The following is a 25633-nucleotide window of genomic DNA, read 5'->3' on the forward strand; positions in this document are numbered from 1 at the left end:
CCATGGCGGATCGACGTGCACCGTGAGGGCGAGTTGCCGTCCATTTTGCGCTTGAATCGACCTCGATGGATCGATAGTATCGACACGTCCCAATAGGAACTCCATGCCCACCGTGTCAGAGCACATCGATGTTCCCCTCGCCCCTGCGCCGCCGCCGAGGATGGGCCGATTTCTCGCTCTCGACATGCTCTTCGAGGGCGGACGAATGTTCGTCGGCGCAACGTCGGTGCTCTACCTCCTGTCCAGGGGCTTCCAGCTGCAGGACATCGCGACGTTGAAGTCGGTCCAGGCGGCCGTGGTCCTCGTCGGTGAGTTTCCCACGGGTCTCGTGGCAGACGTGGTCGGGCGGCGGCTTAGCCTTGCGCTCGCGCTGCTGCTCGGCGGCGCAGGGTTCTTGCTCTTTTTCGCTTGCGATACCTGGGTGTGGTTCTGCATCGCTGAATGCCTGACGGCCCTGTCGCTCTGCTTCTGGTCCGGCTGCTACGAGGCCTACGCCATCGACTCGTCGGGGCTCGCGAGCTCACCGCAGCACCTCGATCGCTTCTTTTACCTCAACCAGACGTGCAACAGCGTTGCGGTCATGGCGTTCGGCTTCGCTGGCGGGCTCATCGCGGCCCACGGCGTGGGGCTGCCGTACCTGGGCGCGGCGCTCACGTTCGGTGCCGCGATGGCATGGCTCGTGTTCGTGCTCCCTCGCGACGTGCATGACTCTCGCGTCGCGGCCGAGCACACGCCGCTCCGAGTGCACCTGCGCAATGCCTTCGCCGACGGCATCCTGCGGCCGGCCGTGCTGCCGCTGTTCCTCGCGAGCCTGCTGGTGCAGCTCGTGATCCAGCCGATCCTCCACTACTGGCAGCCGCTCTTCCAGGAGCTCGATCCTTCCGTCGAGACCACTGCCCTGGGCACGACCTTCATCGCTTATGCCGGCGCCTCCGCCGTGTTCGGGTCCGTTTACGCTGCCATCGCCAAGAGAGCATGGGTACGCAGCGCGTCGTTCATGCTGACGCTCTTCATGAGCTTCTCCGTCCTTTACATGCTCGTCGGCCAGATGCGCGCCTGGCTCCCCGCGCTCGTCGTGTTCTGCTTGCTCCAGGGCAGCCTTGCCTCGGTGCGGAGCTTCCTGAGCGCCCGCATCAACGAGCGCATCACCTCCTCGTCGCGCGCATCGGTCCTGAGCTCGTTGAGCCTGTTCTCTCGCATCGGCATGATGGGCGCCCTCGCCATCATCCACTGGCAGCTCTCGGGCCGGGACGGCGAGCGTCTATCTGTCGTGAACCTCTACAACCTCTTCTCGACCGTATCCATCGGGTTGTGCTTGCTCATGGTGATCTTCCTGCTCGTGGTGAAGAATGACAAGAAGCGTACATGAACTGGATGTCTCACTGCGTCCGCTCTGCGCGGGGGATCTGGACGCATTCATGACGTGGGCGTCCGACCCCGAGGTGACTCGCTCCTTGTTCTGGGACAGCTACCAGGACCGTGAGCTTGCCCGCCGCTTCCTCGCAGACGTCGCTGAATCACACCCGTGGTTCATGGCCATCTGCCTGGACGCCACGCCGGTCGGCGCCATCACCCTCGACCGCCGGTCCGGAGCGGCGTCCTGCAGGGCGGAGCTGGGTTATGTCCTCGCCCGCAGACACTGGGGGCGGGGTATCACGACGAGGGCGGCCTCGCTCGCGCTCGATCGAGGCTTCGCCGAGCTGGGCGTGGCGCGCATCGAGGCCTATGTCGATCCGGACAACGTCGCCTCGATGCGTGTCCTCGAGAAGGCCGGCATGGTTCGGGAAGGGCACTTGCGATGTTATCTGATGCACCGGGGAGCGGTGCGCGATAGGTATCTCTATGCAAAATGCGACCAAAGCACGCAGTGAGCGCGCATCGAGGCTTCAGATCCCACGCTACCTCGGGCTGGAGCGCGCTGAAGCGACGCGAGACGGAGCTGTTCAGCTCACGCTGGGTCACACGGATCGGCTGCGAAAGGAGCTCACGCTGGACAGCGAGGGGCTCGACTTCCTGCTCGGCTTCCTGAAGCCCACAACGCTCTCCTCCGCGGCTCGGCGCGTGCGCGAGCGCCCCGCCAAGGCGCAGCGGCTCGGACGAGACCTGAAGTCCGCGGGCATCCTGCGCCCGGCCAGGTCCGTGCCAGAGCGCTTTCGCCGGTACGATCGCCATCTTCTGTTCTACGATCTCGCGGGCGCCGACCCGATCGCCGTGCAGGCCAGCCTCGCGCGGCGGCGCGTCGCGCTGGTGGGCATGGGCGGGATCGGCAACTGGGTCTCGATGGCGCTCATCGGAGCCGGCTTCGGCGAGCTGCGGCTCATCGATTTCGACGACATCGAGCTCAGCAACCTGACGCGTCAGGTGCTGTTCACGGAGAAGGACGTCGGGCGACCCAAGATCGACGTGGCAGCGGAGCGGCTGGCCGAGCGAAACCAGGGCACGCTCGTCCGTCCGGTCCCGCTCAAGGTGAGCAGCGCGCGAGAGCTGAGCGCCGCGCTGAAGGGCGTACACTTCGTCGTGCTCTCTGCGGACCAGCCAGCCACCATCCACGAGTGGGTCGATCTCGCCTGCGTGAAGCGACGCATCCCCTATGTGAACCTGGGATACCGCGACGCCACGGGGGTCATCGGGCCGATGACCGTGGCGGGGCGGACGTCGTGCTACCACTGCTTCAAGCCGCGCTCCGAGAAGCGCCGGGCCAAGGGCGGCGCGCGCGACATGGCGGAGCTGCACGAGGCGCTCAACCGTCGCTATCAGGCGCCGTCCTTCGGTCCCGTCAACGCGCTCGTGAGCTCGATCGGCGCGCTCGAGATCATCAAGTATCTGGGCGGCTTCGCCGAGTGTGCTTCGATGGGCACCGAGCTCACGGTGGATCCGTTCACGCTCGAGATCGACCGCCGCGCCTACCGCCGTGATCGCTCGTGCTGGAACTGTGGCCACATCGAAGCATGAAGCGTTCGGTCCATCGCATCCAGGCGCGGAGCGTGCGGGACTTCCGCTGGCAGCGCGGTCGTCTCATGTTGACGCGGGCGAGGTCGGAGGCGAACTTCTGGCAACGGACGGCTTCCGGGCACGTTCGCAGCGGGACCGCGGACGCCCCGTCTGCCGGCGGCGGGCTGAGGGCTCCTGCGCTGGTCGAGGTGGCGAGGGAGCTCGCCCGCTCCTTCGACGCCGTGCGCCTGGAGCTGCGTGACGAGGTGCGGGAGCTCCGCCGGCCCGCGCGAGCGCCGCTGCGGCGCAGGAGCGCGTACCTCGATGTCTCTCGCGACGGCGAGAGCTACTCGTTCCTGAGCGTGTGGGACCGCGGCAGCGCCCAGCGCGTGCGGCGCTGGGCGCAGGCCCTCGTGGAGCACCTGGACCTGCCCGCCGCGAACGCAGGCGAGCTCGACGCGGAGGTGCTGGAGCTGCGGCCTCCGGCGTTCGGCTACCTGCTGCATGAGGCGCTGGGCCACCGCCTCGAGGGGGACGACCATGTCGGGCCGATCGTCTGGCGCCGGTTCAAGGCGCTGAGCTTCGATGTCTGGGATACGCCAGGTCATCCGGAGTGGATCGGCTTCACGCCCTGGGATGACGAGGGCACGTCGGGCCGGCCCGTCCGGCTGCTCGCGGGTCGCGACGGGCGCCAGGAGCTCCTCCGTGCGGCGACTGGCAATCTGCGGGCGGTCGACGCCTCATGGCATCCCCTGGTCCGCCAGCGCTGCCTGGAGGTGCGGCCGCTCTGCCCTGGCAGGCCGCCGCCTCGGCGCTCGGCGCTCGTGATCGGCGACATCGCCGAGGGGTCTTTCCACGGCGATCACGTCGTGCTGCGCTCGAGCCGCCAGCTCTTGCGGCAGCGCGATGGCCGCGTCCTCCGCCTGCCGCCGCTGCGGCTCACCCTGCCGCTCGACATCGTGCTCGGTTTCTCCCACGACGGCGACGTCGAGGTGTGGCACCCCGGCGCGGGTTGCCACAAAGGGTTGCAGCGCGGGCTGCCGGTGACGTTCTGCTGTCCGGCCGCCTGGCGAGCGATCTCGGACGATCTTGAAATGCAAGTCGAGGTGCTCGGTGACACCTAGCCTTCGCGCGGCGTGTGGCTCGCTGCTGTTCCTGGGGATCCTGGCCTTGCAGACCGGGGCCAGCGCGACGCGCGAGCACCTTTACCCGCTCAACGCCTATCGCATGTTCGATCGACACTGGCCCGATGGGATTGTGATGGAGCGCGTCATCTACGTCGACGAGCACGGACGACGTCATCGGCCGTGGGACGTGGTGCACGTGCCGTTCTTCCAGGCAAACCACGCATCCTACGCCACGTTCCTGGATCCGGCCCCGCCGGAGCAGCGCGCAGATCTCTGCCGTTCGGTCCTGGAGGGCCGCTTCCGCCGGCTCTCGATCGTGGCCGAAGAGGTACAGTTTGTCCGGTCTCCGAGCGGCGCCATGACCGAGAGGGTCGTGCGCTCCGAGGAGAAGCACGTTTGCACCGTCGAGGGCTCGGCGCCGTGAGCGCCGCGGAGCACCTCTGGCGGCGGTGGCAGGAGTTCCTGCTCCAGGCCCCGGCGTCGCGGTTCCTGGACCGGTTCCGGTTCGTCCTTTATCCGTACGGCCTGTGGGAGGTCTGGCGGTGGGACTGGTCGTTCTACACCGCGATGAGCCCGCACCTCTATCGACCTATCGGTCTCGCTGCGGTTTTCGGCCTCCCGTTCCCCTCCCACGCGGCGCTGCTCGGCGTCAAGCTCATCGCGACGCTCTGCGCGGCCGCGGCGCTCTTCAATGTGGCGTTCCGGCTGGCTGCGTTCGGGTTCTTCGCCGGCATGCTCCTCCTGGATGCGTGGCATAACATGTTCGGGTTCGTCGACGCGCGCATCCATGTGGTGTGGCTCTGCGGGCTCATGGTGCTCCACCGGCCTGGCGCGCGGTCCGACGCGTGGGCGTCCAGCGCGTCGTTCCGCTGCATGGAGCTCGTCGTGGTCCTCGTGTACTTCCAGTCGGCTGTCGCGAAGCTCATGCGATCGGGCTGGGACTGGGCGCTCGAGGGGACCACCATGCAGATCGCCATGCTGAGACAGGGAGAGCCGCTCGGTCTCCTCCTGGCCCGGTCAGCGGAGATATCCCGCGTGTTCTCCTGCGCTGCCCTGCTGATGGAGCTCGCGTTCATCCTCTATTTCCCGGTACGCGGCGCGCGCAAGTACCTCCTCGGCGTGGCGCTGCTGTTCCACATGGGCACCCTCGCGACGCTGAGCATCGACTTCAGCCACCTCTGGCTGTTCCACGCCGCGGTCCTGATGCTTGGACGGGAGCTCATCACGGATGTCCGCTCGACCGCGGAGCCTGACGCTGGCGCCCCGACCGCACAGGTCTCGCGGGCGTGACGGCACTCCACAGCCTGCGTGCAGATGACGTCGTTCGGCGGCCGTTTCGACGGGGCGCCGTTCACGGCGGTGGACGCGCAGCGAACGGCCGAGCGAGCCGTTCAAATCTCGGCTTGGCGTCCGGGGCGGCGGCCAGGGCCGACGCGGCTGTCCGAGCGGGCTCGGAGAGCGAGCGAGCTCACGGGTTCGCGTAGAAGTAGTAGGCCGCGCTGTAGTCGATGCGCGCCTCGGCGCCATCGTGCGCCTTGTCGCAGCCGTCCGCCGGAGCTTTGCCGCCCACGGTCTCGACGCGCTGAATCCACGCGACGCGGCTGAGCGCGCCTTGCCCCTCGGTCGACTTGATCTCCAGGAGCAGCCAGGGGATCGCGGTGGCGTCGGGAGCATCGACCTTGGCCGCCATGGCACCGACGATCTTGCTGCCGTCTGCCGCTTCCCACGTCGGGCCGCCGTAATGCTTGCCCAGCGTCTTTCCTGCCTCGTCCGTCAGCGTCGCGTCCGGGGCTTTGAGCGTCCATTCGAATTTCGCCTTGGGCTCCTTCTTCTTGCCGCACACGTAGATCTGTGCGCCCTTGGCGTTCGCCTTCAAGACGAGGTTGGCCGTGCTCGGCGCCTTGATGGCATCGGGTGTCTCGGGGGGCGCCAGCTTGGGGACGCTCGCAGTCGCCGCGGGCTCGGCCGCGGGCGTCGTTGGCAAAGGCGCCGGTGCCGGCGGCGCGGGCGCGGGCGCTTCGGCGCTCGCGAGCGGTTCGCTCGGCGGCGGGCTCGAGGCGCTCGGCGTCGATCCCGCGCAACCACAACCAACGACGATGAGTCCAATCGCATAACGCGCATTCATGATGAATCTCTCCGATCGCGGCGGCACAGGGGCCAGGAAATCCAAACGCGATCCGAAAGTCAATCTCCTCGTGGTGACAGTCCGACCGTACAGCCGCGCTGCATGCGCTGGCGCAAATTTCTTGACAAGTTGAAGTGGGTTTGCGCGGACCATCTTCCCAATCGCGGCTCATTGCAAGGTGATATCCAGATGCGCACACACGGCGGCGTTCTGGCATCGGCATTCGTCATCTAGCGATGGCGGCCTCGTGCTCGAAGCTCAGGTACCCGGCGTGAGCCTGGCCTACCCATGGGCCGCGAACGGCTACGTCGTCGGGCAGCCGACCCCCGGCGTGAAGCCGCCGGAGGAATGATCGCGCCTTCGCGCCGGACCGTGCTGGCCCTGCGCGCCGCCGCGCGCTCGCTCCCGGGACCCTTCCCGCCGACCGAGCTGGGGTATGGCTCGGCGTCAGCGAGGCGAGGATCGCAGGAGGAGCAGGCGGCCGTCCGCCTTCCCAGCTCCGCCAGCGTCGTCGAACTCGGTGAGGAGCAGCGTCTCTCCGTATCGCATTGCAGCGTGCGGCGACCTCACGCCCTCGGGGGCGGCGAGGATCGCGCGGAGGGAAATCCGGTACGGCGATCTCAACGATCTGTACTGGGCCTGTCAGCTCTCTAGTGGCAATTGCGGCGTTCGCAACCAGCAACGTCGCAAGCGCGAGGACGAGCGCCACGCCGCGAGAGCTCTCGGGCACCCGGGCGCCGCGCTCTGGCACGACGGACGAGCTGCACGGCCACGCGGAGGGGCTGCACCACCGCCGGCGGGCGCCGCGTTTGCCCCGCCGAGCGCTGCCCGCCGGAGCCGTCCTCTACGCCCGCGCGCCGTTCTTGAGCTCTGCACGCGCGGCGCGGACCACGGACATGAACTCACGCGCGCGCTCCGCGAGGACCTCGTCCTTGCCCGCCGCGAGCGCCGCGGCGTCCACGAGCTCGCCGCCGACCCCGAGCGCCACGGCGCCGGCCTCGATGAAATCCCTGGCCGTCGTCAGGTTGACCCCGCCGGTCGGCATCATCTTCACCTCCGGGAGCGGCGCGCGCAGGGCGCGCAGGTACTTCGCGCCCCCCATCGCGGAGCACGGGAACACCTTCACCGTGTCGGCGCCGGCGTTCCACGCGGTGATCACCTCGGTCGGCGTGAGCGCCCCCGGGAAGACCGCCTTCCCGAGATCGTGCGCCGCGCGGATGACCTCCAGGTCGAGCCCCGGGCTCACGATGAACTCGGCGCCGGCCTCGATGCACGCGCGGGCCGCGTCCGCGGTGAGCACGGTGCCCGCGCCGACGAGGACGCGGTCCCCCATCCGCGAGGCGATCTCGCGCATGACGGACAGGGCGCCGGGGACGGTCATCGTGATCTCGACGACCTCGATGCCGCCCGCGCAGAGCGCGCGAGCGGCCCGCACGGCGAGCTCTCCGCTCGGCGCGCGCACGACGGGGACGACGCCGATCTCCTCGATGCGGCGGACGACTTGCTCCCTGTTCATCGCTCGATCCTCGCGCCGGCTCCGCTCATCGCCTTCCGCACCTCGTCGAGCGACGCCATCGAGGTGTCCCCCGGGGTCGACATCGCCAGCGCGCCGTGCGCGACGCCGCACTCGAGCGCCCACTGCGGGCTCTGCTCGGCCAGGAGGCCATAGATGATCCCCGAAGCGAACGAGTCGCCGCCGCCCACGCGGTCCAGGATCTCGATGTCTCGCTGCGGGACCTCGTGGAACTCCCCCTTGTAGTACAGGACGCCACCCCAGCCGTTCACGCTGGCGGTCCTGGCCGTCCGGAGGCTCGTGGCGACGACCGAGATGTTGGGGTACGCCGCGACGACCTCGGAGATCATCCGGCGGAAGCCGCGCGTGTCGAGCTGGCTGTAGCTGCTGTCCACGCCGGACACCTCGAAGCCGAGGCCGGCCACGAAGTCCTCCTCGTTGCCGAACACGCAGTCGACGTACGGCATGAGGGCGCGATTGACCTCGCGCGCCCGCCGCTGGCCGCCGAAGTTCTTCCACAGCGAGGGCCGGTAGTTGAGGTCGTAGGAGATCCGCACGTCATGCGCGCGCGCGACCTCCATGGCCTCGTGCGCCACGCCGGCCGTGGTGTCCGATAGAGCGCAGAAGATGCCGCCTGTGTGGAACCAGCGCGCGCCGCGCTCGCCGAAGATGGTCTTCCACGGCATGTCGCCGGGCCTGAGCTTGGACGTCGCGCTGTGGCCGCGGTCCGAGCAGCCGGCGGCCGCGCGGGGTCCGAAGCCGCGCTCGGTGAAGTTGAGGCCGTTGCGCACGTCCCGGCCCACGCCGTCGTAGTCGACCCAGCGCAGGAAGGACGTGTCGACCCCGCCCTGGAGCATCAGGTCCTCGATGAGGCGCCCGACGGCGTTGTCCGCGAGCGCCGTGACGACGGCGGTGCGGAGCCCGAAGCAGCGCCGGAGCCCCCGCGCCACGTTGTACTCGCCCCCGCCTTCCCAGACGTCGAACGTCCGCGCCGTGTGGACGCGGCGCTCACCCGGGTCGAGGCGCAGCATCACCTCGCCGAGGCTCACCTGGTCCCACTGGCAACCCTTTGCACTGCGAATCTGCATCTTCTTCTCCTCGACGGCTCATCCAGCCGCCGTCGATGGATAAGTTGTTGAACTGGTGGGCTGTTCGGCAAGGCTCTCACACAGCCTCCGATGCCCCACGCCGTGCGCGTGGGAAGCGAGCCGGCAGCCTGCAGCGCTGCGACGATGTTGGAGAACCTATCGAACAGTTCTCCAGCGTCGCTTCTCCAGGGTGGGTGATCGATCCCGATCCCACGGATGAAGGGCCGCCGCGCAGGACGGCCTGCTCAGGGGAGAGCGGAAGGAAACCCCAAGACCCAAGGTAAATTGTGAGCGTTCACATCCTGGGTGTCAACCAAAATGGATCGGCGCGACGCCATGCTCGATCCCGATGGGTGCACAGCGGCGGCCGGCCGCGACGCCCATGACCCGGGTCAAGGAGACGGCGGGTCGCCGCCGCGCCGTCGTGTTGGTCGACGGCGACCACCGGGACCGAATCGTCCAGCCCGCCCGCGACAGCGGCGATCCCAGATGCTCCTTACAGGGATAGGCCCTTGACCGGAGGCAAGCGGATTGGAAATTGGAATCTACATCGAACATCACCGCGGCCCGGTGTCTGCCTCTCTTGCCGCGGCGCTCCGGAGGACGCTTGCCCGCCACCCGAGTCCGAGCTCGGCCTCAGCAACGGATTGATGTTGACATCGTTCATGTGAACGTTCACATTAAAGGACTCCTTATTCCGCTTTGCCATGAGGGGGTCGTCATGCGCAGCGACACCTTCGCTATCGGGATCGCGTTCGGCACCGACTCGAAAAAGACTCCACCATGAAAATACTCACGAGTATTCCGACGACTTTCGCCAAGCTGTGCCTGATGATGACGCTCTCGCCGCTGGCGGCGTGTGCGTCGTCTTCCGCGACCACCGCGACGCCGGCCGAGACGGCGGGCGACACGAGCAAAGCGGCGGCCCCGCTGGCCGTGCCGGCGGAGCAGCGGGGTCCGATCCTCGACACGCACATCCATCTCTACCAGGTCACGCGTCCGGGCGGCGTCGTCTGGCCGGAAGCCAAGCAGAAGCCGATTTACCGCGACGTGTTGCCCCCGGAGTATGAAGCCGTCGCGAAGCAGAATGGCATCATCGGCACCGGCATCGTCGAAGCCAGCCCCGCCGTCGACGACAACTTCAAGGTCCTCGAATTGACCAAGGGCAACGACTTCTTCAAGTTCCTCGTCGCGCAGCTCGAGATCGGCTCGCCGAGCTTCAGCGCCGATCTGGCGCGCCTCGCCGCGGACCCGCGCGTGGTCGGCATTCGCGGCTTCCTCTGGAGCCCGAAGCTGACGCTCGACGCCAAGCAGCTCGCCTCGCTGGAGGAGCTCGCGGCCAAGGGCATGACCCTCGACATCATCAGCCGCGGCGCCCTCAACCCGAAGGACAAGGTCGAGGCGCTCGCGACCGCGGTGCCCAAGCTCCGTATCATCATCGACCACCTGGCGGGCGCGAAAGGGCCGACGCCGGATCCGGCATGGGTCGATGCGATGCAGCGGCTGGCCAAACACCCGAACATCTACATCAAGTTCTCGTCGTTCTTCGACATGTACAACCCGGCCGCCACCGAGGACGATCCCTGGAAGGCGCCGACCGATCTCGCGGCGTACAAGGCGCACTTCGACGTGCTGATGAAGGCCTTCGGCGAAGACCGGCTGATCTGGGGCAGCAACTGGCCCGTTGTCGACATGGGCGGCAGCCTCGCTTCGGAGATCGAGGTCGCCGAGCTCTACCTCAAGGAGTTTGGTCGGGAAGCACGTGACAAGGTCATGTACAAGAATGCGCAGAAATTCTACGCGCGTCACCCCTGAACAGCGGCGTCCCGAGCGCCACGGCGAAGGCGGCGCCTGCCGCCCCGCTCACGGATCGTGAAGCAACGCCACGTCGCTTCGGCTTCGGCCCTTCGACATGGCGCTCTTTTCTCTGGCAGAACGAAGCGGCCCCGGCTGCGGAGCGCGCCGTGAAAGCCGCGAGTGAACGAAGTCGCTCAGCGAGGCAATGACAGCATGAAAGCCCTGACGATCACGGGTCCGTCGGTTGCACAGGTGAGCCAGATCCGCGAGCCCAAACCGGCGCACGATGAGGTGTTGATCCGCGTGCAGCGGGTCGGCTTGTGCGGCTCCGACTTGAACACGTTCCTGGGCAAGAACCCGATGGTGACGTACCCTCGGGTGCTGGGGCACGAGGTGGCCGGCACGATCGTGGAGCTCGGCTCGGGCGTCGAGGCGGACTGGCGCGTCGGTACCGACGTCACGTTCACGCCGTACACGGCGTGCGGCGGGTGTCCCTCGTGCCGCGCGGGACGGCGCAACGCCTGCCGCGACAACAAGACCATGGGCGTGCAGCGCGACGGCGCGCTGACCGAGCTCGTGGCCGTGCCGTACCAGAAGCTCTTCACGTCACGGAAGTTGAGCCTCACGGAGCTCGCGCTCGTCGAGCCGTTCTCGGTAGGCTTTCACGCGGCGGCGCGAGGGCGCGTCGAGGCCGAGGAGACCGTGCTGGTGATGGGCTGCGGCGGCGTGGGGCTCGGGGCCATCGCCGGCGCGGTGAGCCGCGGCGCGCGCGTGATCGCGCTCGACACGCAGGAGGAAAAGTTCGCGCTCGCCAGGGCGCTCGGCGCGCGGGAGGCGGTGCTCGGGGACGCCGATGCACGCCAACGCGTGATGGACCTGACGAACGGAGACGGGCCGGATGTCGTGATCGAAGCCGTCGGCGCGACCGCGACGTACCGCAACGCGGTGGAGTGGGTGAAGTTCTGCGGTCGAGTCGTGTACATCGGGTACGGCAAAGAGCCGGTGAGCTACGAGACCAGGCTGTTCGTGATGAAGGAGCTCGACATCCTCGGCGCGCGCAACTGCCTGCACGAGTTCTCGGACGTGATCGCCTTCTTCGAGCGACGCACGTTCGACCCGAACATCCTGATCTCGAGATCGATCCCCATCGAAGGCGTGCCCGAGGCGCTCGCCGACTGGGCTGCCCACCCCGGTCGAACGTCCAAGATCATGGTGGGCATGTCGTGAGCGTGCGCGAGCGTCACTGAGTACGCGGCTGCTGAGCCGCCGGAGCACTGACATGGGCAATCCGATTCTTCAGTTCGGCACGAGCCGGTTCCTGCAGGCTCACGCGGATTTTTTCATCTCGGAGGCGCTGGGCGCCGGCCGCGCGCTCGGGACCATCACCGTGGTGCAGACCACGTCGAACCCCGAGAGCCGCGCGCGCATCGACGCGCTGCGCGCGCAGGGGCGTTACCCCGTGCGGATCCGCGGGCTGCGCCGCGAAGAGGTCGTCGACACGACGATCGAATGCGGCTCGATCACGGAGGCGCTCGACGCGAACACCGATTGGCCGCTCGTGCGCGAGCGCTTCGCGAAGGACGCGCGCGTCGTGATCTCGAACACGAGCGACAGCGGATACGTCTGCTCGCCCGAGGACACGGCGAGTTTGCTCGCGCCCGGCGCGGGCGTGCCGCGCGGGTTCGTCGCGAAGCTCGTCGTCCTGCTGCGCGCGCGCTTCGAGGCGGGCGCCGCGCCGCTCACGCTGCTGCCTTGCGAGCTCGTCTCGAACAACGGTGACACGCTGCGTGCGCTCGTCGCCGACGTCGCGCGCCAATGGGGCGCCGATGCCGACTTCCTGCGCTACATCGAGCACACGTGCATCTGGGTGAACTCGCTCGTCGACCGGATCGTCTCCGAGCCGATCCGCCCCGTCGGCGCGATCGCCGAGCCCTACGCGCTCTGGGCGATCGAGCAGCGCGAGGGAATGGTGCTGCCGTGCCAGCATGAAGCGATGATCGTGACGGACGACCTGCTCCATTACGAACGCTTGAAGCTGCTGCTCTTGAACCTCGGGCACACCTACCTGGCCGAGCGCTGGCAGCTCGACGGGCGCCCTGCGGACGAGAACACGCTGCACGCGATGCGCGATCCGGCCTTGCGGGCCGATCTCGAGGCGCTCTGGCGCGACGAGGTGGTGCCCGTCTTCGATGCGCTCGGCAAGGGCGCTGCCGCGCGCGCCTACCTCGACGAGGTGCGCCAGCGCTTCCAGAACCCATTCCTCGATCACCGGCTCTCCGACATCGCGCGCAACCATGGCGAGAAGATGCGTCGCCGCTTCGTGCCCGTGATCGAGCTCGCGCGCGAGCTCGGCCTGAACCTCGATCAGCCCCGGCTGCACGCGGCGCTCCTCACGACCGTGCCCGCATGAGCATGTGCGGCTGCCCAAAGGAGGCATGTAGATGAGAAAGATGCGTTGGGTCGTGCTTTTTCTGTGCTTTCTCGCCGTCGCCATCAACTACATCGATCGCGCCAATCTGGCGGTCGCGGCGCCCCAGATCGAGAAGGAGCTCGGCATCGGCCCCGCCCAGATGGGGTTCATCATGAGCGGCTTCTTCTGGACCTACGCGCTCATGCAGATGCCGTTCGGCTGGTTCGTCGACCGTGTGGGGGCGCGCATCGCGCTGCCGATCGCCGTCGGCTGGTGGTCGCTCTTCACCGCGGCGACCGCCGGCGTGTCGAGCGTCGCGGCCATGTTCGGCTGCCGGTTGCTGCTCGGCGTGGGCGAAGCCGGCGCCTACCCGGCCTGCGCCAAGCTCGTGAGCCAGTGGTTCAAGCCGCGCGAGCGCGCGCTCGCGACGGGCATCTTCGACAGCGGTGCGCGCGTCGGCTCGGCGCTGTCGATTCCCCTTGTCGCGCTCATCATCGACACGCTCGGATGGAAGGCGGCCTTCCTCGTCACGGGCCTGTTCGGCGCGGTGTGGATCCTCGGCTGGGTCGTCATCTACCGCAGCCCCGCGCATGCCGACATGACGGGCGAGAAGGACGTCGTCCACGCAGCGCCCGCAGAGGACGCGCAGAGCAACGTGACGTGGGCGTCGCTCTTCCGCCATCGCACGCTCTGGGGCATGATGCTCGGCTTCTTCTGCCTCAACTTCACCAACTACTTCTTCATCACGTGGTTCCCGAGCTACCTCGTGCAGACGCGCGGCTTCTCGCTCAAGTCGCTCGGCACGCTCGGCATGATCCCCGCGCTGATGGCGATCCCGGGCGGCTGGATCGGCGGCTTCGTCTCCGACGCGCTCTATCGCCGTGGCTGGAGCCTCACCGCCGCACGCAAGACCTGCATGGTCGGCGGCATGCTGGTGTCGTCGGCGATCACGTTGTCGGCATTGACCTCCAACATCTATCTGATGCTCGGCTTCTTCGGCATCTCCTACGCGAGCCTCGCGTTCGCCGGCGCCAGCGTCTGGTCCCTTCCCGGCGACGTGGCGCCCACGCCGCGCCATGTGGCTTCGATCAGCGGCATCCAGAACTTTGCGTCGAACCTGGCCGGCATCGTCATCACGACGTTCACCGGCGTGATGCTCTCGCTGACCAAGGGATCGTTCACGATCCCGCTCGTCGTGGCGGGCGGCTTCTGCCTGCTCGGCGCGTTCAGCTACCTCGTCATCGTCGGCAAGATCGAGCCGCTTCAGGTCAGGCCGGCACCGAACGCGGCGAGGTACCCCAGCCTGGATATTGACCGAGATAGTTCGCCTACCAGCGCAGGATGAGGTCGTCCTTCCGGCTCGGCCACCGGAGGGGGCCAGCCGGGCCGTTCGACGTGCGGCGGAACGAGGCAGAGCCTGGCGTCCGACAGCGTCGTAGGCTCAAAGGGTGACGCCTCGCTTCCAGAGTGCGATCTCGCGCTCGCCGTTCTCCTCGGCGCGGGTTGGACGGCCCGAGGCGGTGGCAAGCACCAGGTCCATCAGGGCGTCGGCGGTCGCGTCCATGGATTCGCCCGAAGCGATGCGGCCGGCGTCGAAGTCGATCCAGCGCTGCTTGCGCTGAGCCAGGCTGGAGTTGGTGGCGAGCTTGAGGGTCGGCGCGGGGAAGCCGAGGGGCGTGCCCCGGCCGGTGGTGAAGAGGATGACCGTCGCGCCGGCGGCCGTGAGCGCCGTGGACGAGACCGCGTCGTTGCCGGGGGCCTCCAGCAGAGCCACGCCCGGTGTGCCGCGGATCTGCCCGCCGTAGTGGACCACCTCGGTCACCGGGGCGCGGCCGGCCTTCTGCACCGCGCCAAGGGACTTCTCCTCCAGCGTTGTGATGCCGCCGGCGATGTTGCCGGGCGAGGGGTTCTCCGACACCGGCTCGCCGTGGGTGATGAAGTAGCTCTTGAAGTCGTTCACCACGCCGACGATGCCCTCGTAGACCACCTCGCTCTCGGCGCGGGTCATGAGCAGGCGCTCGGCGCCGAAGATCTCCGGGATCTCGGTCAGGATGGCCGAGCCACCGGCGGCGCAGACCTTGTCGGCGATGCGGCCCACCAGCGGGTTGGCGGTCAGCCCGGAGAAGCCGTCCGAGCCGCCGCACTTGAGGCCGATCACCAGATCGGAGACGGGGCAGGGCTCGCGGCGGTCCTGCTCGACGATCCTCACCAGCTCCTCGATGGCCTCGAGGCCCGCCTCGATCTCGTCCTCGGCCGTCTGGGCGGTGAAGGACCGCAGGCGATCGGGATCGATGTGCGCGGCGCTCTCGAGGAGCGGGCCGAGCTGGTTGTTCTCGCAGCCCAGGCCGATGATCAGCACTCCGCCCGCGTTCGGGTGGCCGGCCAGGGCCACGGTCATCCGGCGGGTGGCCTCGAGGTCGCCCCCCAGCTGGGAGCAGCCGAAGGGGTGGGTGAGGGCATAGACCCCGTCCACCCGGCCCTTGAAGCGCTTGTCCGCCTCGGCGGCCACCTTCTGGGCGGTGCGCGAGACGCAGCCCACCGTCGAGAGGATCCAGATCTCGTTGCGGGTGCCCACCCGCCCGTTCTTCCGACGGTAGCCCAGGAAGGTGCGGTTCTCGGTGGCGGGGAGGGGCTCAGGGTTCGTGGGCTCGTAGGCGTAGGTGTCGAGGCCGGAGAGCGCGGTGGCCAGGTTGTGCGTGTGCACATGGTCGCCCGGCTGGATGTCCACTGTCGCCCGCCCGATTGGCCAGCCGTACTTCCGCACCAGCTCGCCAGCGGCCATCGCGCGCAGCGCCACCTTGTGTCCGGCCGGGATGTCGGCGCGGGCGGTGATCGCGTCGGCCACCGAATCGCCGGCGGCCAGGCCGCGCACGGCGACGGCCACATCATCTCGAGGATCGATCTGCAACAGGGAGGCTGCCAAGCTCATAGTGAGTCACCAATCGTATTCGCGCCGTTCAGGAGCGGTACGCCGAAGTTCGGAGTTCCGTCTGCATTCCATTCCAGCCGCTGGACGCGCGTGTGACGGTTCGGGTCGTAGAGCGGGTCCCCCGTGATCTTCTCGTAGTTCCGCGCGTGGTACACGAGCACGTCGATCGATCCATCCGCCGAGGTCGTGAACGAGTTGTGGCCCGGGCCATACAGCCCGTTTGCGCTGACGAACACTGGATCCTCGTTCTTCGTCCACGAGCTGGCGCTCAGCAGGTCGTCCGTCGCGCTCGCCGTGAGCAGGCCGAGGCAGTAGCGGTCGTCCGTCGCGCTCGCCGAGTAGCTGATGAAGACCCGCCCATTCCGCTCGAGCACGGCAGCACCTTCGTTGACCGCGAACCCCGCCGTCTCCCAGGCGTGCTCGGGTCTGGCGATCCGCACGCTGGGCCTCGCCAGCGTCCACGGGTTCACCATGGCCGCGATGAACAAGCTGCTGTTGTCGCCCGCGACGCTCGGGTCCTCCTGCGCCCACACGAGATAGCGCTTGCCGTCGTGCTCGAACGTCGTCGCGTCGAGCGCGAAGGTGTCCGAGTCCGTCACGATCTGCCCTCGCTCGGTCCACGTGCCCTCCATCGGGTTGTCCGATGAGCTCTCGAGCGCGTACATGCGAATGGCCCAGATGTCGGTCGAGCTTCCGGCGGCGAAGTAGATGTACCACTTGCCGTCGATGAAATGGAGCTCGGGCGCCCAGATGTGCGCCGCCATCGGGCCGGTCGCGTGCTTCGTCCAGACGACCTTCGGGGTCGCGCTGGCCAGGCCTCGTATCGTGGTCGCGCGCCTGATCTCGATGTGATCGTACGTCGGCACGCTCGCGGTGAAGTAGTAGTAACCGTCCGTATGCCGCTTGATGTGGGGATCGGCGCGCTGCGAGATCAGATAGCCGAGCGGTTCGAGCGCGAACGACGCCTCCGCGTTCTCGACCGCCGTGCCGTCGAGCACGTGCGCATGGATCTGGTAGTTCAGGTGCCGGAGATAACGTGTCGCATCCGAGTACCACTGCAGCGAGACCATCGTCGGATCCCCGTTCAGCGCGGGCACGATCCGGAACGTGGCGTCCCTCCGGAACGCGGTGGACTCCGTGAACACGTCGATCCACAGAAGGTGACTCCTCTCTTCGGATGGGGTCTGCCAGAGCCCGCTGGCCCGGTTGGACGTCTCATCCTGCAGCGGGTACCGGGTCGAGTTCATGCTGTCGACGTGCAGGTAGCGACCGTTGAAACCCACAGGCTCGAACGACACCAGCGTCGGATCGTCCGGGTTCGCCAGGCCGGGCACCACTCTCCACTGGAAATCGGCAGGAAGCTGGTTGTTTGCCCTGTCGTCGAGGTCGGTGATCATCGCGTGATAGTAGGAGTGCGCGACGTAGAGCGGGGCGCCCTCCTTGTGCGTCGTGCGAAGCTGGTAACCCCCTCCGGCGTCGTCGTCGAGATTGGAGAGCTCGAGAACAGCGGGGGCGGCGAGGGCCGCATACGCGGGATCCTCGCTGGCCGGTGAGCCGAAGACGACGCGCACGGGCTGAGCGCCGTCGGCCTGCCAGTCATCGACGCTGCTCAAGGTCACGGTCTGCGCCGTGCTCCAGTTCGCCTCCGTGAACGTCAGGTCCGCATGGCTCAGCGTCGCCTCGGTCGTGTCGCTGACGCCGAGAGCGATCGTCACGGGCGCGCTCGGCTGCGACGCGAGGAGCACGGTGAATGTCACGGGCGCGCCGCGCTCGGCGAGGGTCCCCGACGGGTCGCTGACGACGATCGCCGCCATCCCTGGACCGTCGTCGTCCGTGTTCGTGATGTCGGCGGACTCCGCGACGAGGCCGTCGCACGCTGGGTCTGCAGAGACCGAGGGCCCGAAGCGGACGCGGAAAGTCTGATCCCCGTCGCTCTCCGCATCGTCCACCCCCGTGACCGTGATCTCCCGAGGGACGCTCCAATCCTCCACCGTGAAGGAGATGCTCGCCGGCGAGACGGTTCCTTCGGTCGCATCCGAGCTCGAGACCGGCACCGTGATCGGCGCGCTCGGCGCGCCGTCGAGCGCCACGCTCACGGTCACCCGCCCGCCGGACTCCGAGGTGCTGAGCGCTGTGCCCGCCGTCATGATCCGCAATGAATGGGTCGACGCGCCCGGCGCATCGGTCGAGGGCCCCTCCGAGCACCCGACCACCACGAGCAGCGCGGCGAAGGCGAACGCCGCCGCCGTGAGCGCGACGCGTGGCGCCGAGAGGGAAGTGCACTCTGGAGGGGAAGATCTCGGTGCGCGCATGATGAGGGGAAACTCCACCCGTCCGTGGGTCCGGAAGAAGGTTCAGTAGTGGGCGATGAGCGCGTCGAGCTCCGCCTGCGTGACCCGGACCGCGTTCGCGTGGCGCACGCCGGACGGAAAGCGGTACTGCGCGCTCGGGATCTCCGTCCAGGAGCCCGGATCCGCGTCGAGATCCGTCGTGCTCCAGCACCCGAACACACCGCCGTTCAGGTAGTAGTCGGCGAACAGGTACCATCGATTCTGCCGCGGATCCTTGATGACAAACGGCCCCTCCGTCGCTCGTCTGCTGCCCTGGGTCGACCCGCGCGTGATGTAGTCCGGACTCCATCGCGTGAACGTCGCCGGATCGAGCGCGAGCGTCGGGGAGCGCGCGATCTGGATGTCCTTGCCCGATCCGGTGAGCGCGCTCCCGCTTCTGTCCGTCTCGTCCTTGAAGAAGAGGTAGTTGCGGTCATTCCATTGCGTGATCGTCGCGTCGATGACGCTGTAGCCCGGATCGAAGAGCACGTCGGGTGTCGGGTTGACGATGGTGACGAAGTCCTCGGTGTAGCTGACGTAGATGCGGTTCGCGCCCGTGGTGTCGTTCCCGGACCAGATGATCGCATAGAGCCCGCGATCGGGGTCGTAGTAAGCCTCCGGGGCCCACGCGTGCATCGGGGTGTCCCCGGGGCCCGGGAGGTTCGTGAGCGTGATCAACCGGGGATTCGTGAAGGTGATGAGATCGGTCGAGTCCGCCACGAAGATCTTGGAGCTCGGATGGTTCCAGTAGTTCGAGTCGTTCTCCGAGAGCGTCCAGTCCGTGGCGATATAGATGTACGTTCCATCGTTCTTGCGGAACAGGAACGGATCGCGGATGTGATTCGTGCCCATCCCGGTGAGCTGGTACGCAGGCTGTCCATTGGCGAGGGTCGACCAGCGAAGCCCGTCGGTGCTGTAGGCGAGATGCAGCGAATCGCTCGCCACGTCCTGTTGCGGCCCGAAGTAGCTCAGCACCCAGGCGCCCGGGGAGCAGCTGGTTGCGTTCATCGTGGCCGTGTGCTCGCCGTTCGTGCACTTGACGCAGCTGCGGTCCGTGGTGCTGCTTCCCTCCGTGCCGACGAGCTCCCCTGGCACGCAGTCGGTCCACGCGACGCATGTCGTCACGGGATCGGCGTCGTCGTCCCAGGTGCCGTCCGCGCAATCGACAGGCGCGGCGGTCCCGCCTGCGCAGTACGTGCCCGGCGAGCAGCCGTCACACTGCGCGGGCGTGGTGCTCGTCCCCGGCGCGGTCTGCCTCGTCCCAGGCGCGCAGGGCGTGTGCATCCTGCAGCTCGGCGCGTTCATCGTGTCGCTGAAGGTGTCCTCCGGGCACGCCGTGCACCGCCGGTCCGCCGTGGGCGAGCCCTCGGCGCTCGCGAAGGTGCCTGCGGTGCAGCCTGTCCATGCGACGCAGCTCGTCGCGCTGTCGCCGTCGTGATCCCAGGTGCCCTCGGAGCACGCGGGGGGCTCGGCGTCGGGTCCTGCGTCTCCGCCGGGCGTCGTCGCCGGGTCGCTGCACCCGGAGGTCCACAAGAGCGCCACGAGGAATCGTGCTCTCGATCTGCTTCCCAAACGTGCCATCTCGCTCCTCGGTTTCGCGCGTAGTTGCTGCGCCGATGGACGCCGACGCCCGCCCGGTCCGATGCCCGGAGCTCGGGATCCCCGCGATGACCGAGCGGAGCCGTACCGGGATCGATCCCGAGGACGAGCGCCCTGCGCGCACGACGGCCCGTCCTGGATAAAGCGAAAGGATGGTTCGCGAGCGATTGTGAGCGCTCACATCATCGGCGTCAACCGAAATGGCCCGGCAACGAGCTCACGGCCGCCGCGGCGAGCTCCGGAGCTTGCGCCCGGATTCCCTCGACGACGAGCTCGGCGAACACCCTCGCCGAGAGAGGGCGAACGAGCGAGGATCACGTCCCGTGACGCCGCGCTCCAGAGGCGCCCCGCCAGCCTCTTCTCCCTCGGGCTGGAGGACACCGCGGGCCGGTCGATTGGAATTGACGTTGTTCATGTGAGCGTTCACAATCGGCCTGATCGAACTCCTTTTGCTTCGCCACGGATGGGTCGTCGTGAACACGGAGGCCTTCGTCATCCGATCGATCTCGGCGCCGACTCCGTCCGGATGGTCTGCTTCGCCATCGTCAGCAAGAGGAAGGCGGATCGCGTAAGGAACCTTCTGTCACCTGACGTGCGCGCGGCGATTCGCCATCGACATCGCCGGCGTCATGTCGTCGCAACCTTGCTTGGTTCGAGAGAGCCAATCCAAAATCAGGAGAGAACTCCATCATGAGCCGAAACTGGACTGCCTGGGGCGCCTTGCTGGCAGCCATGCTGGGGTCGGTGCCCTCCGCGGGAGCGGCGACGTTGCAGCAGGTCAAGGACTGGGGGGTGAGCGGTCTGCCTGGTGACGTGAGCATGCACGTCTATGTCCCGGACCACGTGGCGCCGAATCCTCCGATTCTGACTCTGGTGCACTACTGCGGCGGGACCGCCAGTGCAGTGTTTGGTCAGGCGCGGGGCGGGGGCATCGTCGACGCGGCGGACGACCATGGCTTCATCATGGTCGTCCCCAGCAGCGGAAGATGCTGGGACGTCGTCTCGGACAAGACGCGCAGGCGCGAAGGCGGCGGCGACAGTCACGCCATCAGGCAGATGGTGAAGTACGCGCTCGACACGTACGGAGGCAACGCGGATCGCGTCTATGCGACGGGAGATTCGTCCGGCGGCATGATGACCGAGCTCCTGCTCGCCCTCTACCCGGACGTCTTCAAAGCAGGCGCCGCGTTCGCGGGCATGCCGGCCGGGTGCCGCGGAGCCAACGAATCAGGCAACAGCGGCGGATATAGCGGAGCGTGCGCGGGCGGCTCGGTGACCCACAACGCGCAAGAATGGGGGGACATCGCCCGTACGCTGGCCCCGGGGTACGCGGGACATCGCCCGCGGCTGCAGCTTTTCCACGGCGACGCGGACACCATCATCAGGTACCCGAACCACACGGAGGCCATCAAGCAATGGACCAACGTCCTGGGCGTGGACGCGAGCCCGACGTCGACCGATAGGGGAGTCCGACTCGGCAATCACGATGCGACGCGGCAGCGCTGGGAGAATGAGTGCGGCTACGTGGTCCTCGACGCGTTCACCTCGATTGGCGGTGATCACGGCCCCTCCGACGCGTTGTTCCCCGCCGAGTACGTCATCCCCTTTCTGGGTCTCGACAAGACCGGGCCGGTCGATCCCGAGATAGAGAAGTGCAGCGGTGGGGCGGGCGGAAGCGGCGGCGCGGGTGGGACCGGCGGCGCGGGTGGGACCGGCGGAGAGGGTGGGGGTGGCGGACAGGGGCAGGGCGGCATGAGCGGCACGACCGCCGGGAGCACGGGGTCGAGCGGCACCGTAGGCGGAAGCGGCACTGCAGGCGGAAGCGATGCCGCAGGCGGAAGCGACGGGAGCAGTGGAACGGGTGGCGCCGGCACGGCTGGTAGCCCGGCCGGTGGCGCTGATTCTGGATCGTGCGCGGTCGGCAGGGCCGATTCAGGGGAGTCCGTCGGAACTTCCCTGGTTGCTCTGGCAGTTGCACTCTCGACCTTGATCCGTCGTCGTCGGAGGACAACGGCGGCCCGGTGACCTGCACGCACTGGCAGCCGGGCCAGCCGGACAACCCGCGAACGAGCGCTGGGTGAAGATGGTCGCCGACGGCAGCGCTACTGCTGCAGCGCCCACCGCGGCACGTCAGCGCACCCGCAGTTGCGCCGCCGATTCACCGAGCTTGTCGCCCTGCGCATCGACCACATGCAGCTTGTACGTTCCGGCGCTGGCCGGCACCGTGATGGACGTAGCGTCCCCCGCCGCCTTCGTCATCGTCGCGCCCTCCGTGAACGTGCCGGTGCCGGCCGGCGCGAGCCAGACGGCGTTGGCCGCCGCGCCGGTGCTCCTGATCTTGATCGTCTTGGTGCCGGATGCCACCGAGGCGCTCGCCGGGAACACGTAGTCTTGAACCGCGAGCAGGCTGCTGGGGATGATGCCCCGGTGCTCTTCCTGGATGCCGGAGCTCAGGCAAATTTCGTATTGGGCTGCCGGCCACATGTTGTCCGGAACCGCGACCGGCGGGTCGATCCTGCTATCGGGCGGGTTGATGCCCATCTTGTTCACGGTGGCGTACGTCCTCAGGATGGTGAGGTGGTGCTTGGCCCCGAAATCCTCGCAGTTGATCGTGTATTTTACGCCGGGGTCGATGTCGAGTACGTTGTCGTTCTGCGTGATGTACGCGCTGCCCTCGTCGTTGTGCAGGCCGTACGTGGGGCCGCTCGTCGCGGGCGGAATGCCCTTGACGTAGTTCTCGTTGATGGTCGTGCCCGGCATCTGACCTAGCGTGTAGACCGCGCCGCTGTCGTGTAGCCTGCTCAAGGTATCGATGAAGCGATTGTTGGTGATCGCATTGTCTTTGCAGGTGGTCGAGTCGGGGAAGTTCCGCCAGCCCCAGCCCAGGTTGATGCCGTTGTAGGCCGTCTTCTGGATGTGGTTGTAGGTTATCTTCAGGCCATCGACGAAGAACGCGGTGATGCCCGAATGGCCACCGAAACCCGGCAGTGAGCTCACGTCGTACAGCAGGTTGTTGCTGATGGTGTCGTTTTTACAGATGCCTTCGACACCCGAGCCGAACTTGTGGTGCGGGCCGGTGTCGCCCGCGTACAGGTGCTGCGGGTGGCCGACCGTGATGCCGCTGCCGGCGATGTCGGTGATGTAGTTGCCGACGATGCTGGAATTCACGACGTCGTTGATGAAGGAAATGCCCTCGTTGCCGCTGTGCTTCACCACGTTGCCGATGAAGTCGATCGAGTCGGCGTTGTTGACCGTGATCATCCCGGGCAGCGTGTCGATGATCTCGTATTTGCTGTTGTGCCAGTTGCCGTCGCCGTAAGCAACGTAGGTGGTGGCGCCCTGTACCGTCGCTTTGCCGCGCGACCCGTCCACGCTGTACAGGTTGTAGTCGGTGTTGGCGAAGGTGATGCCCTGGAAGGTGAGGTTCTTGACGCGGCTGGCGCTGGAGGCGCCGACGATGTCGATCAGCTTCTCTGCGATCGGCGCCTGCACGTCGGCTTGAGCCATGTCTTCGCCCTGTCGTGGGTAGTAGTAGAGGGTCCCGGTCGTCTTGTCGAAATAGAACTGACCGGGTGAGTCCAAGAACTCACGCGCGTTGTAGATCGTGTGGGAACCAGAAACACTGAAGCCTGAGTTCCAGCCGGGGGTCTGCGCAATGGCACCGTAGGGCTGTTGAAAGAGCAGCGCGCGGAGGTTGTCTGGCGTGGTGGTGACATCACGAACGCAGACGATATTCTCATTCCACGTGGTGCCGTTCACGATCTCGAGGTCGTCCTTGTTGCTGGCGATGGGAGGTACCGCGTTGAGGTCGTACTTGGCGCCGTCACTGCCGCTGCCGGTCGCCCAAGCCCAGCTGTGCTGCCCGGCCGTCACGCTGTACGTCCCGACCCCTCCGCGCGACGTGACCCGCTTGCTCGTCATCAGGGCACGAGCATCGTTCACGTACAGGTTGCGCAGCTTCGTCGTTCGGTCCAGCTTGGCCTTGTAGATGTTGCCTGCGTCCGGCGTCCATCCGGTTACCTTCGTCGCGCCGTTCACAACGGGCTTTTCCCCGGGGTAAGCCTGATAGTGGATGCGATGGCCATTCGTGCCCGAGTCCGACGGAGCGAAGGCGATGGCGTCGGTGAGGCTGTACGTGCCAGCTCGGAGGTAAACGTAGATGTCGCCGGTCATGTTGGCGTTGACGGTGCGGACGGCGTCGCGCGCCTTGGTGACCGTCTTGAACGGCGCGCCGGCGGTGCCTGGATTGTCGTCGCTACCGGAGGGCGACACGTAGTACGCCGCTTGCCGCGTCCCGGTCTCGTCTGGAACCTCGCCGCCGCCGCCGCCGCCGCCGCCGCCGCCGCCGCCCGTTCCGCCACCGGCCACCGCGCCGGCGCTGCCGCCGCCCCCGTCCGCTGCCGCTCCTCCGGCTCCTGCAGTGGCGTCGGCTCCGCCGGTCGCGCTGCCGCCAGCCGAGCTGTCGCCGCCGGCCAGGTTGGGGCTCGTCCCGTCCGATGAACAGGCGGCCAACCCAGCGAACGCCGTGAGGGATGCGGAGACCAGCAGCTTGACGTGACGAACGGTGGAATCGTGACTCTCACGCATGATGTTTGTTCCGAAAGTAAGGTGAGCCAGCCGCCCGCGCGGAGCACCGCGCCGCTTCCAGATCACGTCAACTCAGTGCTGCCGCGAGCGCTGCCAGAGCCTCGCGAAGCAGCGGTACGTCGCAAAGCAGAGATGCCGACCGAGCACGTGCGCCGGCACGCTCCTCCCCCTGCATGCGCCTCACCTGGAAGCCAGCAGCCCGACCGGCACGGTGAACGCGCACAATGGGAAAGGCCCGGTGCGCATGACGCACCTATCCAGGGCAACGTCAAAGACTACGTGGCGAAAATGTGAACGTTCACACGGCTGGCGTCAATCGAAATGAACCGGCGCGCGGATGTCCTCGATCCGGAGCGGTGCGCAGCGGCGGCCGGCCGACGCGCCCGCGTGAGCTGTCCCGCGAGCCCGGCTCGCGCGAGCTCGTGTTTGCCGGGGGACCTCGGCGGTGCTCGTGCACAGGACCGGCTCGGCCTCGACGGCGGCGCAGCCGTCGAGGCGCTGATCGGCTCCGAGCTCGTCGGGCGGGCCGGCGCGGCGGCGTGATGGGGGCGAGGGGTGGATCCGGCGGCTCATCCCCCGGTCAATCCGCGACGACGAGCTCCCAGCGCTGATCCTGTTCCTTGGCACGCCCTCCCGCGCTGCTCGATGGGAGGAGCACGAACACGGCTACAAGAAGGTTGCGCTTGGCCGAATCGTCCTTGATGAGCGCTCGAAGGAGCGCCAATGGCCGCGATCGTCCGTCAGAACGTGCCCGATACCGAAGGGCCCAGGTTGCCGTCGGGTCCCGAAGGCGCGACGCGCAGGCCGGCCCTCCGCAGGTCCTGCTGGTAGGACACCACCGGATGCTCGCGCCTGAACATGGAGGCGAGCGACCACACGGTGGTGAAGAGGCAGGTCGTCAAGCTCAGCGTCCGCGTGTCCTCCGGCAGATCGCGGTCCAGCGCGGGCACTGTAGCGACGAGCCCGCCGAGGGCGGCCGGGAGGCGGATGGCCCAGTGCGGGATCGCAGGCGGGCTGCCCAGCAGATCCCGCTCGATGCTCGCGATCTGCGCGCCCGACAGCCGCGCGCGCCGCTCGGGCGTCGCCACCAGCGCGTAGCCGGCGCGTAGCCTGGAGACCGGAGTGTACTCGGACAGCGCCACGTTCAGACCGGAGAGCAAGCCGGCCACGTAATAGGGCGCCTCTCTGGCGCCCGCT

The 25633-nt window shown here is 67.7% G+C and carries 19 protein-coding genes and 1 pseudogene; 12 read left to right on the forward strand and 8 right to left on the reverse strand.

The window, feature by feature from the left end:
- The first annotated feature begins 103 nt into the window (after nt 1-103).
- The 6 genes from WMF45_RS07090 to WMF45_RS07115 are packed head-to-tail and all read left to right on the forward strand — an operon-like array spanning nt 104 to nt 5348.
- Nucleotides 104-1369, forward strand: a complete 1266-nt coding sequence (locus tag WMF45_RS07090; protein WP_437716180.1) for an MFS transporter — start codon at nt 104-106, stop codon at nt 1367-1369.
- Entirely contained in the window at nt 1350-1871 is a 522-nt protein-coding gene (locus WMF45_RS07095) for a GNAT family N-acetyltransferase (protein ID WP_437716181.1), read from the forward strand. Before WMF45_RS07090 ends, WMF45_RS07095 begins: the two co-directional genes overlap by 20 nt.
- Entirely contained in the window at nt 1843-2952 is a 1110-nt protein-coding gene (locus WMF45_RS07100) for a TOMM precursor leader peptide-binding protein (protein WP_437716182.1), read from the forward strand. The genes WMF45_RS07095 and WMF45_RS07100 overlap by 29 nt, the downstream gene beginning before the upstream one ends.
- Entirely contained in the window at nt 2949-4055 is a 1107-nt protein-coding gene (locus tag WMF45_RS07105) for a hypothetical protein (protein WP_437716183.1), read from the forward strand. Before WMF45_RS07100 ends, WMF45_RS07105 begins: the two co-directional genes overlap by 4 nt.
- Nucleotides 4045-4482, forward strand: a complete 438-nt coding sequence (locus WMF45_RS07110; RefSeq protein WP_437716184.1) for a hypothetical protein — start codon at nt 4045-4047, stop codon at nt 4480-4482. Before WMF45_RS07105 ends, WMF45_RS07110 begins: the two co-directional genes overlap by 11 nt.
- Entirely contained in the window at nt 4455-5348 is an 894-nt protein-coding gene (locus WMF45_RS07115; protein ID WP_437716185.1) for a hypothetical protein, read from the forward strand. Before WMF45_RS07110 ends, WMF45_RS07115 begins: the two co-directional genes overlap by 28 nt.
- A 178-nt stretch (nt 5349-5526) precedes the next feature.
- Here the strand turns inward: WMF45_RS07115 and WMF45_RS07120 are convergent, their stop codons facing one another.
- The 3 genes from WMF45_RS07120 to WMF45_RS07130 form a co-directional block, all read right to left on the reverse strand.
- Nucleotides 5527-6183 carry a DUF3455 domain-containing protein gene (locus tag WMF45_RS07120; protein WP_437716186.1) on the reverse strand — a complete coding sequence of 219 codons (657 nt, stop codon included), beginning with the start codon at nt 6181-6183 and terminating at the stop codon, nt 5527-5529.
- An 844-nt stretch (nt 6184-7027) separates the two neighbouring features.
- A complete protein-coding gene (locus tag WMF45_RS07125; protein ID WP_437716187.1) occupies nt 7028-7699 on the reverse strand; it encodes a bifunctional 4-hydroxy-2-oxoglutarate aldolase/2-dehydro-3-deoxy-phosphogluconate aldolase in 672 nt (223 codons plus the stop codon).
- Nucleotides 7696-8784 carry a PfkB family carbohydrate kinase gene (locus WMF45_RS07130; protein WP_437716188.1) on the reverse strand — a complete coding sequence of 363 codons (1089 nt, stop codon included), beginning with the start codon at nt 8782-8784 and terminating at the stop codon, nt 7696-7698. The genes WMF45_RS07125 and WMF45_RS07130 overlap by 4 nt, the downstream gene beginning before the upstream one ends.
- A gap of 783 nt (nt 8785-9567) precedes the next feature.
- Here WMF45_RS07130 and WMF45_RS07135 point away from each other — a divergent pair.
- The 4 genes from WMF45_RS07135 to WMF45_RS07150 all read left to right on the forward strand — a co-directional run bounded on the left by WMF45_RS07135 (nt 9568) and on the right by WMF45_RS07150 (nt 14336).
- Nucleotides 9568-10599: an amidohydrolase family protein gene (locus tag WMF45_RS07135; protein WP_437716189.1), complete on the forward strand. Its 1032-nt coding sequence runs from the start codon at nt 9568-9570 to the stop codon at nt 10597-10599.
- A gap of 195 nt (nt 10600-10794) precedes the next feature.
- A complete protein-coding gene (locus WMF45_RS07140) occupies nt 10795-11808 on the forward strand; it encodes a zinc-binding alcohol dehydrogenase family protein (RefSeq protein WP_437716190.1) in 1014 nt (337 codons plus the stop codon).
- A gap of 52 nt (nt 11809-11860) precedes the next feature.
- A complete protein-coding gene (locus tag WMF45_RS07145) occupies nt 11861-12991 on the forward strand; it encodes a mannitol dehydrogenase family protein (protein WP_437716191.1) in 1131 nt (376 codons plus the stop codon).
- Nucleotides 12992-13022: 31 nt separating this feature from the next.
- Complete coding sequence (locus WMF45_RS07150; RefSeq protein ID WP_437716192.1) at nt 13023-14336, forward strand: MFS transporter; 1314 nt, start codon at nt 13023-13025, stop codon at nt 14334-14336.
- A 96-nt stretch (nt 14337-14432) separates the two neighbouring features.
- Here WMF45_RS07150 and WMF45_RS07155 read toward each other — a convergent pair whose 3' ends face one another.
- From WMF45_RS07155 to WMF45_RS07165, 3 genes are read right to left on the reverse strand one after another with little or no spacing between them, the layout of a single operon-like run.
- Entirely contained in the window at nt 14433-15920 is a 1488-nt protein-coding gene (locus WMF45_RS07155; RefSeq protein ID WP_437716193.1) for a UxaA family hydrolase, read from the reverse strand.
- A complete protein-coding gene (locus tag WMF45_RS07160) occupies nt 15917-18232 on the reverse strand; it encodes a family 43 glycosylhydrolase (protein ID WP_437716194.1) in 2316 nt (771 codons plus the stop codon). Before WMF45_RS07160 ends, WMF45_RS07155 begins: the two co-directional genes overlap by 4 nt.
- Before the next feature lie 42 nt (nt 18233-18274).
- Entirely contained in the window at nt 18275-19792 is a 1518-nt protein-coding gene (locus WMF45_RS07165) for a hypothetical protein (protein ID WP_437716195.1), read from the reverse strand.
- A 747-nt stretch (nt 19793-20539) separates the two neighbouring features.
- On the opposite strand from WMF45_RS07165, the gene WMF45_RS07170 reads away from it, so the two are divergent.
- Nucleotides 20540-21874, forward strand: a complete 1335-nt coding sequence (locus WMF45_RS07170; protein WP_437716196.1) for an extracellular catalytic domain type 1 short-chain-length polyhydroxyalkanoate depolymerase — start codon at nt 20540-20542, stop codon at nt 21872-21874.
- 111 nt (nt 21875-21985) lie between these two features.
- On the opposite strand, the pseudogene WMF45_RS07175 reads toward WMF45_RS07170, so the two are convergent.
- Nucleotides 21986-24127: pseudogene (locus WMF45_RS07175) on the reverse strand (right-handed parallel beta-helix repeat-containing protein); the annotation flags it as partial.
- 696 nt (nt 24128-24823) lie between these two features.
- On the opposite strand from WMF45_RS07175, the gene WMF45_RS07180 reads away from it, so the two are divergent.
- The gene (locus WMF45_RS07180) at nt 24824-24979 is read left to right on the forward strand and encodes a hypothetical protein (RefSeq protein WP_437716197.1); all 156 of its coding nucleotides are present in this window, start codon (nt 24824-24826) and stop codon (nt 24977-24979) included.
- Nucleotides 24980-25176: 197 nt separating this feature from the next.
- On the opposite strand, the gene WMF45_RS07185 is transcribed toward WMF45_RS07180, so the two are convergent.
- Entirely contained in the window at nt 25177-25596 is a 420-nt protein-coding gene (locus tag WMF45_RS07185) for a hypothetical protein (protein ID WP_437716198.1), read from the reverse strand.
- Nucleotides 25597-25633: the final 37 nt, after the last annotated feature.

The sequence above is a fragment of the Sorangium sp. So ce448 genome (genome assembly GCF_051520915.1).
Classification (GTDB): domain Bacteria; phylum Myxococcota_A; class Polyangia; order Polyangiales; family Polyangiaceae; genus Sorangium; species Sorangium cellulosum_B.